Source organism: Poseidonocella sp. HB161398, assembly GCF_005870025.1.
Taxonomy (GTDB): domain Bacteria; phylum Pseudomonadota; class Alphaproteobacteria; order Rhodobacterales; family Rhodobacteraceae; genus Mangrovicoccus.
In genome coordinates, this window is the sequence record NZ_VATA01000112.1 from 1 (window position 1) to 11832 (window position 11832).

Below are 11832 nucleotides of genomic sequence, written 5' to 3' on the forward strand. Positions count from 1 at the left end.
CTTGTACTTCGTAGGGGCCCAACTGCTCATGCCTACCGGCTATCATGCTGGATTCATGCAGTGAATCCCTCGCACGATTTGTGCAACAAGGCCGATGAAAGCAGTCAGCCATAGGCGTTTGACGAAGACTATCCAGAATCCGCCTGCGAGGTTTTTAACAAGAATTAATTCGAAACGTCCGTAGCGTCATTTATCAGGTCAGAGCATTCCGCGGAAAATCGCCCGCATATTATCCTCGCCCGGGAATTTTTTCATTCATCCTTCGAAACCTATTATGCGGCGGATTTTAATCCGATAGAAAAACAATCCAGGCGGCACTGCATGACCCCTTTTGAAATTCAAGCGCAATGCAATTCCATGCGCCGATCTGCGGTTTGGCTCCGCCGGGGCGCGGCAGCCGGATGCGCATCCAGCAATGCCTGAAGTCCCGTCGCCCTCCCTTCACGGCCGCGTCGGCGACGCACACCGCGGCAGCACCCGGGTCGCGCGTGGCGCCGGACCATCCCGCCGTCGCAGGAGCGCAAGAGCGGTGGCGCAAACTGACGCGCATGACCGGGAGTTCTTCCTCGAAGCCGTTCGATCATGTTAATGATTGTGAAAGACCATTCTGCCGGACGGACATGCCTCGACGCCAGGCGTCCCAGCCGGTCCGGACCGGAGCCCGTCCTTTGCCAGATCGCCCGAATTTGCAGGCCCCGGAAGTGCCAGAGGTTCCGGCATGACCGCGACATCCGTCTCGCTGGAGCCCGCCATGCCGCATCTGGAGGCGCTCCGCACCTTCCTGCTCGCCCCCGGCACGGCCGGCACGGAGGCGAACGAGCTGCGCTTTGCCATCGCCGCGGGCCTGCGCGCGGCCGGGGCGCCGGAGCAGGCGCTGGCGCTCTATGATGCCATGCTGCAGGCCGATCCCGGCAGCGCCCGCGCGCTGCGGCAGCGGGTCACCTGCGCCATTTCCGCGAACCGTCTCGATCTCGCGCAAGACGGCCTCGACGCGGCGCGCGCGCAGCTGCCGGGCGATCCCGCGCTCCGGCAGGCCGAGGCGACGCTCAGGCGGCGGAGCGGAGCGCCGCGCGTCCCTGCGGCGCCAAAGACGCCGCTGACGAAGCCCGAGCGGCTGGCCGCGGCCCGCAAGCTCCTGGCCGAGGGCGCGCTCGACGGGGCCGCGGCCGGTCTCGACGCGCTGCTCGAAGAGGATCCGGACTTCCTCCCCGCGCTGGTCAGCCGCGCGCGGATCGCGCAGATCGCGAAGATGCCGGAGAAAATGCTCGAGCTCTGCCTCCGCGGCCTCAAGGCGCATCCGCAGAACGCCAACCTGCTGGCGCAGCGGGCCGCGGCGCGGCGCCAGCTCGGACAGGTCAACCAGGCGGTTTCGGAACTGCAGGCGCTGCTGCAAGAGGCGCCGGAGATCGATCCGGCGGTGAAATTCGCGCTGGCCGACACGCTTCTGGCGGCGGGGCGCACCGGCGAGGCGGCCGGGATCTTCGACGCGATCCTCGCGGCCGAGCCGGACCAGCCGCGGGCGCATCTCGGCCGGATCGGGGTCGCGCTGTCCGCGGGCGATGTCGACGAGGCGCTCGGGCTCTGCGATGCCGCGCTGGCCTGCCACCCCGGCGATCCGCGCTTCCTCTTCCGCAAGGCGCAGACCCATCTGCAGGCCGCGCGGCCCGCCGAAGCGCTGGTCCTGCTCGAGGCGCTGCAAGAGGACGATGTCCCCGGCGTCCAGCTGCGCCCGAAGACCGCGGCGGCGCTGATCGCGGCGGGACGGACCGAGGAGGCCGAACGCCTCTTCCGCAGCATGCTGGCCGCGAGCCCGCTCGACCCCGACGCCCTGACCGGGCTGGCGACGATTGCCGAGCAGCGCGGCGATCTGGAGGGCGCCATCGCCGGGATGGAGGCAGCGCTTTGGCCACAGCCATGACCCTTTCCTGCCGCACCGATCGCCTGGCCGATGGCGGCCCCGGCACGCCGCCCGCGACCCGGGACCCCGCCGTCCTCTTGAAATATGCGCAGCTCTGCCTGCAGACCGGACGGACCGGGCGGGCAAGGCAGGTGCTCGACTGGATCGGGCCGCCCTCGCCCGACTGGACGCCGCAGCAGCTGCAGGGCCTGCTCACCCTGGCCGAGAAGACCGGCGGCACAGACGCCGCGGAACAGGCGCTGCGCGTCCTGCTGGCGATGGACCGGATCCCGCATCCGGTGGCGCTCTACATCCTCAGGATGGCCCAGTCCGGCGACGATGCCGAGCTTGCCTTGCGCCTGCGCGACCTGCTGGAGGAGAAGTTCAGCCATAGCCAGCGCGCCCAGTTCCGCAGCCGCAGCCTCCTGGCGATGCTCGGCCCGATCCAGGCGCTGGCGCAGCTGCGCCGCCGCCCTGCCCCGCCGCGCGGCCCATCCGAGGCCGTGGCGCTTGCCGAGCTGCTGGCGCAGGCCGGCGCGCGCCGCCTCTGCCTGCGCTACCTGCGGGCCTGCCGCCACCGCTGGCCCGGCTCCTTTCCGCTGCTGCGCCAGCAGATCTCCGCGCTCACCCAGTTCGGGGCAGCCGAGGAGGCGCTTGCGCTGATCGACCGGGCCCCGGCGGAGATCGGCCGCGCCGAGATCGCCCGGCTGCGGCTCGGCGCATTCTTTGCGCTCGGCCGCCTGCAGGACGCGCAGGCGCTGCTTGACGAGGCCGGGCGCATGAATGTCACCCTGGCCGGCGGGCAGCTGCGGATGATGCTGAAGATCGCCTTCGAGGACACCGCGGGCGCCGAGGCGCTGGTGCCGCTGATGGTGGCGCAGACGGGCCGCAGCGAGCAGACCATGGCGCAGTTCCGCATCAGCCATCTGGGCGGGCTGCTCAACGAGCTGCAGCTGCTCGCGCGCATCGACGCCCCGCAGGAGGAGCTGCAGCGCGACTTCTACTTCCCGGCGCGCCGGAGCATCGGCGCCTGGCAGGCGGCCTCCCCGCGCCCCGCCCCCTGCGGCGCGCAGAGCGCGATCCCGCGGCTCGTCCTGCAGTACTGGGACAGCGACGACATCCCGCCGGCCATCGGCGAGGTCATGCAGAGCTGGCAGGACATCCCCGGCTACAGCTACCGCCGCTTCACCCGCCGCTCGGCGCTGGATTTCCTGAAGACCCGCTTCGACAGCGCCCATGTGCGCGCCTTCAAGCTGGCCAACAGCCCCGCCGAGGAATGCGACTTCCTCAGGCTCTGCCTGCTGGCGGCGGAGGGCGGCATCTATGTGGATGCCGACGACCTGCTGGTCGGCGATCCCGAGGAGCTGCGCGGCCTCGGCAGCGGTCTCGTCCTCTACCAGGAGAGCTTCGGCGCGGTCGGCAACAACATCATCGCCGCGCGTCCCGGCCATGACTGCCTCCGCCTGGCGGCCGGAATGGCCCGCGAGTCGCTGCTGGCGCGGGAGAACGACATCACCTGGTCGAAGCTCGGCCCGGGCCTGATCACCCGCGCCCTGGCGGTGCATCTGGGCGCCAGGGCGCCGGGCGATCCCGAGGGCGACGTCGTGCTGGCGCCGGAGCAGGTCTTCCGGCGGACGGTGCAGATGCACATGGCGATGCCCTACAAGTCGACGCCGGACTACTGGAACAGCCATGACGGCCAGACGCCGCCGGAGATCATGGCGGTGCTCGCCAGCTTCGCGGAGAGCCAGGGCGCGGCCTGACAGGCGCAGGCGCGGCGCGCCCGTTGCAGCTCCATGCCGGGAGAGGCGATCAGCCGACCCGGCGTCCCTGCCCCTCAGCGGATCCGCAGCCGGAACGGACGGACACCGGCCGCTGCATCCTCGGCCCTCCCGTGCTCCGCCCGCCGGGACGCTGCGGCTGCCCGGATGGGCGGGCTGAGGCACTGCCCTGCCCGGTGGCACCTGCGGACGCTTGGGGCCCGAGCATGTTGCGACGCCGCCATGACCGTCCGGGACGAACGGACACCGGCCGCCGCATCTTCGGCTATCCCGTTCCCCGACTGCCGGGACGCTGCGGCTGCCCGAATGAGCGGACGGCGGCACTGTCCTGCCCGGCGGCGTCCGCGGAACCTTGGGAGCCGAACATGTCCCGACGCCGCCATGACCGTCCGGGACGAACGGGCACCGGCCGCCGCATCTTCGGCGCTCCTGTGCATCGCCTACCGGGACGCTGCGGCTGCCCGGATGGGCGGGCGGCGGCGCTGTATTGCCCGGCGGCGTCCGCGGAGGCTTGGGAGCCGAGCATGCGCCGTCCTCGCCATGACCGTCCGGGACGACTTGATCTTCCCGGGGCGCACGCAGGCCGGTTCCTGCCTCCGGTCTTCGCGGCCGCCGCCCGGAGCGGCGGAAGACAGGATCGGCCATTCGGAGGCTCCGGGTCGCCCCGCCAGGCCAGCAGGCCCTCCCGGGCCATGGCATCGCCACAGCCATCCGCGTCATTGCAGCCGCCAGTCCTCGCCGCGGCGGATGACGATCGTTTTGCGATGCACGTCCGGCGCTGACCCGGCACGCCTGCCCGGGCCCAATCGTGTTAGAGTGACCGCATGAGCGCTGCACAGGACTACAGCTTCCGCAGAGCGGCCCCGGATGACCTCGCCCTGCTGGCAGAGTGGCAGGCAAGGCCGCATGTCCGGGCCTGGTGGTCCCGGGAGGCGCCCTTTACGGTGGCGGATCTGGCGGATCCGCTCGTCTCGCGCTGGATCGTCTCGGTCGATGGCCGACCCTTCGCCTTCCTCCAGGACTACACGGTTCACGGCTGGCCGGAGCACCATTTCCGCCACCTCCCCAGGGGATCGCGCGGCATCGACCAGTTCATCGGAGAGCCCGCCATGCTGGGCTTGGGCCACGGGACGGCCTTCATCGGAGCGCGACTGCAGGCGCTCTTCGACGCGGGCGCCCCGGTGATCGCGACCGATCCGCATCCCGCCAATGACCGGGCGATCGCCGTCTACCGGAAACTGGGGTTCGAGCCGTCCGGACCGCCGGAAGAGACGCCGTGGGGCCTGGTCCTGCCGATGCTGGCGACACGGCCCGCCACCGGCCCCCGGCCATAGCCGTCCCGGCGGCGCTCCCCATCGGCCGCAGTCCCGGCCGGGGGGCAGGATCGCGCGGCGTATCTCCGCATGCCCCTCTGCCCGGACGCAGCCGGACTGCGGCGCAGGTCCCGGCCAGAAGCCGCCTCTTGCCCTGCGCAACCGGCCCTTCAACCAACGCTCGGTTCCGGTCTGTCTCGGCGCCTCCGGCCCCGGATGCGCGTGCGGCGCCGATCCGCCCGGCCCGTCCCGGGCCATCCGACCTCGCCGCCAGTCCCGGGGCCGCCAGGGCAATGTGCCTCCGGGCCACGCTGTCACCCTTGGGCGAAGGGGCGAAAGCCGTCGCGCCTCCGCCAGCTTGTCGCGCTGGTGCCCGGACGCGCGCCGCCGACGAGACCGCGTGACAGCAAGCTCCGCCGGGACGGCGGCGAATAGCGCCCTCCGCCTTCCGGACATGGTTGGAAGCCGGTCCAGACGGTGACGCCCTCGCCCGCCGACAGGCGGCACGACAGGAGATCGCGGGCACAGGGGGGTCCGGGCAGATGCCCCGCCGCAAGGCAAGGCGGCGGGGCGCGTCGCCAAGTCCCGGCAGGCAGCCACTGCCGGCCGCCCCAATCGGCATGCGGCTTGCGGTCCCGCGCGCCGTTCGGCCAGGGGCCTGGCATCCGCAGCAGCCGCCAAGGATTGCCCCTGCCCTGCCCCTTTTCCGCTCTCCGGGGACATGGCCCGGCAGCCCTGCCGGCCGCGGCCATCGCCGTTCCGCGCGGCCCGGTCTGCCGCGGTCCCGGAGGGACCGCGCGCAACGCGGCGCGGACCGGTCCTGGCAGGATTCTGAAAAATCCGTTTGGCCGGGACGCTGGGGGCAAGACCGGAACAATCGTCCTGAAGGCGGCTGGACCTGCCGATCTCTGAGGAAATCACCTGACCAGGTCCGGAAGGACTTCCTCCATGGCGAGGCCCTGGATTCCCTTGTCAGCAGCCTGCTAGCCCTCGCGCAGCATGGCCACGAAGGCGGCGAGCGGCGCGGGCGGGCGGCGTCCGTGGTAGTAGAGATGCGGCCCCTCGAAATCCGGCCACCAGTCCCGCAGCACCGGCACCAGGGCGCCGCTGGCGAAATGCGGGTCGAGCCAGTTGCGGAAGGTCTGGTACAGCCCGAGCCCCCGGATCGCGTGGCCGATCAGCGCCGCGGAGCCGCCCGTGCCGACGATCAGCCGCGCCTCCGGGTCGACCGTCACCGTCTCGCTGCCCCGCTCGAATTCCCAGGGGACCAGCACGCCGCTGCCGAAACGCGCGCGCAGGCAGTCATGGGCCAGCAGGTCGCGCGGATGCCGCGGCACGCCCTTTTCCGCCAGGTAGCGCGGCGCCGCGGCCAGCGCCGCCTGCTGCCGCCGCGGACCGATCGGCACCGCGATCATGTCCTGCGCCAGCCGCTCGCCATAGCGGATCCCCGCATCGCAGCCCGCCGCCACCGCATCGACGAAGCGGTCGTCGACCATGATCTCCACCGCGACGGCCGGATGCCGCGCGAGAAAGCGCTCGACCAGCGGCGGCAGGATGTCGACCATCACCGCGCCGGGCACGTTGAGCTTCAGCTGCCCGTGCAGCGCGCCGCTGCGGCTCTGCACCGCCGCCAGCGCCGCGGTGGTCTCGGCGATGAGCGGCGCGATCCGCTCGGCCAGCTCGCGCCCGGCCCCGGTCGGCGCCACGCTGCGGGTGGAGCGGGCCAGCAGCCGCGTGCCGAGCCGTGCCTCGAGCCGGGCGATGGTCTCGCTGACGGTCGCGGGCGCCAGCCCCTCCTGCCGGGCCGCCGCGCGGAAGCCGCCCGCGCGGATCACGGCGAGGAAGAGCGCAAGGTCGTCAAGGGGGCGGTTGTTCGCCATGCCGATCAGTCTATCCGGATCAGCCGGGATTATCAAACGCCGCCCCCGGGTGCATATCCGGCGGGACAGACAAGGAGACAGACCATGACCCTCCCCGCCGCATCCGCCGGACGCTTCACCTTTCCCGGCACCGGCCTTTCGGTGAACCGCATGGGCTACGGCGCCATGCAGCTGGCCGGCCCGCATGTCTTCGGCCCGCCGAAGGACCCGGACGAGGCCCGCGCCGTGCTGCGCGAGGCGATCGCGCTCGGCATCGACCATGTCGATACCAGCGACTTCTACGGCCCGCATGTCACCAACGCGCTGATCCGCGAGGCGCTGTCGCCCTATCCCGGGGCGCTGCTGCTGGTGACCAAGATCGGCGCCTGGCGCGACGAGGCCGCCAACTGGAACCTGAGGCGCGACGCGGACTTCCTGCGCCGCTCGGTCGAGGACAATCTCGGACGGCTCGGGCTCGGGAAGATGCCGGTCGTCAACCTGCGCATGGGCACGCCGGAGGACGACATCGAGACCCCGATGCGGGCGATGCGCGCGATGCAGGAGGAGGGGCTGATCGGTCATATCGGCCTCAGCACCGTCACCGCCGCGCAGGTGGCGATCGCGCGGGAGATCGCGCCGGTGGTCTGCGTGCAGAACCACTACAATCTCGCCCATCGCGGCGATGACGCGCTGATCGACGCGCTCGCGGAGGCGGGCATCGCCTATGTCCCCTATTTCCCGCTGGGCGGCTTCACGCCGCTGCAATCGGCCACGCTCGACGCGGTCGCGGCGGAGATGGGGGCAAGCCCGCAGCAGGCGGCGCTGGCCTGGCTGCTGGCGCGCAGCCCGAACATCCTGGTGATCCCCGGCACCTCCTCGCGCGCGCATCTGCGCGAGAACGTGGCGGCGGCGGCGCTGTCCTTCACGCCGGCGCAGAAGGCGAGGCTCGACGCGCTCTGACGCAGGGCGCGGCCCGGCGGCGCCCATCCCGCCGGTGCCCGGCGCGGACGGCCACGGGACCAGCCTCGCCGCCGCCCAAGGGCCGCCAGGATGCCCCCCTCAATTCGCCAGCGGGTCATGCCGCCGCCAAAGAGCTGCAATGCCGCAAGACCGGGCAGGCCGCTCGCGTCAGCCCCTGGCAGGGTCTGCACACGCCTCGGCATGCGGCCAGACGTTGCCGAGCCATCCCGCGTGCCGGCCCGCTGCCGACGCGGATGCCGCTCGGCCACGGGGGCCGGTCCCTGCCCGCCGCGCCTCAGCGCAGCGTCGCGAGGTCCAGCACGCAATGCACGCCCTTCGAGCGGTTCACCAGCTGCGTGATCCGCAGATCGGCGCAGAGGCTGCAATGGCGGTAGGCCTCCTGCCGGGAGAGCCCGCATTCCGCCTGCAGACGGTCGATCATCCGCCGCGCCGCCGTCTCTGCCGCGCGGTTCAGGTCGGGATCGAAATCCATCGTCACGGCCAGGGTGCCATGGGTGATCTCGGGCGCCTCCGGCGCGGTTCCCGGCTCCAGCAGGAACCGGAAGCGGCCGGTCAGGGCGGTCTCCAGCGCGGTGTCGCAGATCTCGCCGTCGCCCTGCCGGGCATGGCCGTCGCCGGCATAGAAGAGCGCGCCCTCGCGGAAGACCGGGAAGGCGATGCGCGCCCCCGCCCGGCAATAGCGGTTGTCCATGTTGCCGCCGAAAGGCCCCGGGACCACCGATCCGGCCGGGCCGCCCTCCGGCGCGACCGCCAGGATGCCGAAGAACGGCGCAAGCGCCAGCTCCGGCCCCCAGGGCAGCTGCGCCGTGGCGCGCGCGCGGTCGATCGGCACGGTCAGCGAAGCATACTCGCCCGCGAGATCCGGGAAGACGCCGAAGCCGGGCTCGATGGCGTTCCAGCCATAGTCCTGGGCCAGCTCGACGCTGTCGATCTCGACGATTAGCCGGTCGCCGGGCCGGGCGCCCTCGACATGGACCGGGCCGGTCAGCAGATGCGGGCCCATGCCCTGCGGCACCGCGTCGAGCACTTCGAGATGCGCCCGCAGCGGCGTTCCGGGCCCGCCGGCCGCAGGCAGGTTCCGGCGGCCGCCCGAGAGCGTCTCCATGGTCACCGTGTCTCCCGGACGGAGGCAGAGCGCGGGTGCGCGACCGGGGTCGATGGTGCCGAAGGACACCGTTTCGGGCGTGGCGGGCAGATGGTGCGGCAAGGGACTCTCCGGGATTGCCCTGCAGCGATGCGCCGGAAACCGGCCGAGATCAAGCCGCGACTCCACCGCCCGGCATTATCCAGACGCAGCCCGCCACGATTGCAGCCGGCGCGCCCTGGCCCCCGGCGCCGTCTCCGCAGAGACCGACCGCGACGAGAGGCCCGCCTGGCAAACCGGCCCGGCGCCGGAATGCGGCCGCACGCGGCGCCGGTCGCCCGGCGCGCCTGAGAAGGGCCCTCCGACAAGACCAGCTGCCGGGCGCGCCGGCCTGACGCCGTCAACCGGGGGCGCGGCCGGACAGGCAGCGGCAGGCGCAGCCCTTGCGGGTCGGCACGGCGCCTCGCAGACAGGGGCACCTGCCGGGCCCGGCCTCGAAGGAAAGCCGCCGCATGTGGCGTCGCGGCGGAGCGGCCAGCCTCCTGCATTCCGGCTGCGCCGCCCGCGTCCGCCGCCGCAGCGCCGGGCCGGCGGCCCGGATCTGGCGCCTTCCGGCGACCGAGGGACATGTTGCCCGGCAGGCCGTGTCCGCCGCATCCAGAGCGCCTGCGCCGGCAGAACCGCCGGAGGCCCGGCTCGCGGCCGCGGCACCGGGCACCTCTCAAACGAAGCGTCCCCGAGCCGCGCCATCCCGGTCGCAGAGGCTGGTGCGCCCGCCACCCGGCCGGACGGGAGAAAGCCCGCATGGCCCTTGGCCGCCGCTAAGGCCCGGGGCGGCGCCGCACCGAAGTTCCGAAGGCGGTGCTTGCCGACGACTGCGGGCCATCGCGCAGGGCGGGACGCCGGAGGGACTGGGCCCGCACGGCGCGGCTGCGGGGCTTGGCGGCGCACGACCCGGCCCGGGGCGGCGGCTGCGGCACTACGCGGCGATACCGCTCGGCGCCGCGCCCTGCTAGGGACAGGGCCATGGCCCGCCGGCGCTGAGCCGCCGTTTCGCCGGGCGATCGCAGACGCTCTTCGGAAGGCACTGGAAGATGAACGAAAATACCCGCGGAATCCTGTTCATGGTGGTTGCGATGGCGACCATGCTGACCTCGGACACGGTGGTGAAGGCCGTCGCGCAGGACCTGCCGCTGTTCCAGATCATCTTCATCCGCCATGTCTTCATGACCGCCGGGCTGGCCGTGCTGGCGCTGCGCGACGGGGCGGCGCGGATCCAGCCGGGCCCGCGCGAGATCCGGCTCGCCGGTCTGCGGACGCTTGGCGAATGCGGCGTCGTCTGCTTCTACCTGATCGCGCTGACGCTGATGCCGATGGGCACGGCGACCGCGATCTTCCAGCTCCAGCCGCTGGCCGTCACCCTGGCCGCCGCGGTCGTGCTGGCCCAGCCGATCGGGCCGCGCCGGATGCTGGCGATCGGCATCGGCTTTGCCGGGGTGCTGCTGATCGTGCGGCCGGGAAGCGACGCCGTCGGACCCGGCGCGGCCTTCGTGCTGATGGCCGTGCTCGCCGTGTGCCTGCGCGACATCAGCACCCGGCTTCTCGGCGCGAGCCTGCCCGCGACGGTGCTGGCCGCGCTGTCCTCGGCGGCGCTGCTGCTCATCAGCCTCGCGGTCATGCTGGTCCAGGGCGGCTGGATGCCGGTGGGGCTGCCGCAATTCGGGCTGATCCTGCTCAGCGCCTGCTTCCTGCTGGCGGGCTATCTGGCGATGGTGCTGGCAATGCGCTTCGGCGACATCGCCGCCATCGCGCCCTTCCGCTACGTGTCCCTGGTCTTCGGCCTGCTCTACGGCGCGCTGTTCTTCGGCGAGGTGCCGCAGCCCGCGATGCTGCTCGGCGCGCTCGTGATCGTGGCCAGCGGCGTCTATGCCTTCCTGCGCGAACGCAGGGCCGCCCGGGCCCTGGCGCCCCGCCCCCGCGACGCGGCCTGACGCGGCCGCCGGACGCGGCGCAAAAAAAAGGCCGAGACAAAGCTCGGCCGAAGTCCAACAGGGAGGTAGAAGGTGACCAGAGCTTGCGCTCGGGGCCACGATCTCCGCCCCATTTATGGGCGGCAGGCGAACTTCTCAAGGAAAACCACTACGCGTCTGGGGCATGCCCGTCATGCGTCAGCGTGCTAGGGCCCCTTGCGGCGGTCGGCACAGCCCTGGCCGCCGCCGGGATCGAGGCGCTACGGGCCCGCCATGGCAGCTCGGCCAGAGCGCCCGACGCCGCGGACCAGACGCCCATTCACCTCGGACGGACCCGGGCGGCGCCGCGCGCGCGCATTTCGGGATCGTGCCGGGATATCCGTCCGGAGCAGGCGGAAAGGGACAGCGGCCGCCCGGGAAGGGCGGTAGCCCGCGCCTCGGGCAACGTCGCCGCGCCCGTCCGAGGGCCGCTCTACGCGCGCCGCCGCTGGATCAGGGCGACGAGGACCAGCGCGGCGGATTCCCAGAGCCGCGACCGGCTGACGAACCAGCCCATCGTGCCTGCCGCGAAGACGAGCATGGCGATCATGGCGACGACGAAGATCACCACCGCATGGAGCCAGCTGACATCAATCAGCAAGAGGTCGGTGTTGAAGATGAAGAGGAAGGGCAGCAGCGCCGTGCGGATCGAGTAGAAGAACGCCTGGAACCCGGTCTTCAGCGGATCCCCGCGCGAGATCGCCGCCGCCGCGAAGCTGGCGAACCCCACGGGCGGGGACACATCCGCCATGATGCCGAAATTGAAGACGAACATGTGCACCGCCACCAGCGGCACGATCAGCCCGCTCTGCGCACCGAGCTCGACCACGACGCCTGCCATCAGCGAGGAGACGACGATGTAGTTCGCCGTGGTGGGAAGGCCCATCCCGAGCACGATCGAGATCAGC

General features: G+C 72.0%; 8 protein-coding genes. 5 read left to right on the plus strand and 3 right to left on the minus strand.

All coding sequences use genetic code 11. The features are described from left to right. The first annotated feature begins 718 nt into the window (after window positions 1–718). The 3 genes from FGX59_RS34490 (at window position 719) to FGX59_RS34500 (ending at window position 5012) form a co-directional block, all read left to right on the plus strand. On the plus strand, window positions 719–1918 hold the full coding sequence (locus tag FGX59_RS34490; RefSeq protein WP_138472973.1) for a tetratricopeptide repeat protein: 1200 nt from the start codon (window positions 719–721) through the stop codon (window positions 1916–1918). Continuing rightward, window positions 1915–3660 (plus strand): glycosyltransferase, encoded by a 1746-nt coding sequence (locus FGX59_RS34495; RefSeq protein ID WP_138472975.1) that lies wholly within the window; start codon window positions 1915–1917, stop codon window positions 3658–3660. Before FGX59_RS34490 ends, FGX59_RS34495 begins: the two co-directional genes overlap by 4 nt. 842 nt (window positions 3661–4502) lie before the next feature. Beyond that, on the plus strand, window positions 4503–5012 hold the full coding sequence (locus tag FGX59_RS34500; protein WP_138472977.1) for a GNAT family N-acetyltransferase: 510 nt from the start codon (window positions 4503–4505) through the stop codon (window positions 5010–5012). 962 nt (window positions 5013–5974) lie between these two features. On the opposite strand, the gene FGX59_RS34505 is transcribed toward FGX59_RS34500, so the two are convergent. Continuing rightward, window positions 5975–6871, minus strand: a complete 897-nt coding sequence (locus tag FGX59_RS34505; protein ID WP_138472979.1) for a LysR family transcriptional regulator — start codon at window positions 6869–6871, stop codon at window positions 5975–5977. Window positions 6872–6955: 84 nt separating this feature from the next. Here FGX59_RS34505 and FGX59_RS34510 point away from each other — a divergent pair, with 84 nt between their 5' ends. Next, a complete protein-coding gene (locus tag FGX59_RS34510) occupies window positions 6956–7810 on the plus strand; it encodes an oxidoreductase (protein WP_138472981.1) in 855 nt (284 codons plus the stop codon). Between the two features lie 295 nt (window positions 7811–8105). On the opposite strand, the gene FGX59_RS34515 is transcribed toward FGX59_RS34510, so the two are convergent. Then, window positions 8106–9038 carry an acetamidase/formamidase family protein gene (locus tag FGX59_RS34515; RefSeq protein WP_138472983.1) on the minus strand — a complete coding sequence of 311 codons (933 nt, stop codon included), beginning with the start codon at window positions 9036–9038 and terminating at the stop codon, window positions 8106–8108. Window positions 9039–10009: 971 nt separating this feature from the next. On the opposite strand from FGX59_RS34515, the gene FGX59_RS34520 reads away from it, so the two are divergent. Continuing rightward, entirely contained in the window at window positions 10010–10906 is an 897-nt protein-coding gene (locus FGX59_RS34520; protein ID WP_138472985.1) for a DMT family transporter, read from the plus strand. 451 nt (window positions 10907–11357) lie between these two features. Here FGX59_RS34520 and FGX59_RS34525 read toward each other — a convergent pair. Then, a partial coding sequence (locus FGX59_RS34525) for a DUF3394 domain-containing protein (RefSeq protein WP_240722846.1) occupies window positions 11358–11832 on the minus strand: 475 nt, incomplete at its 5' end.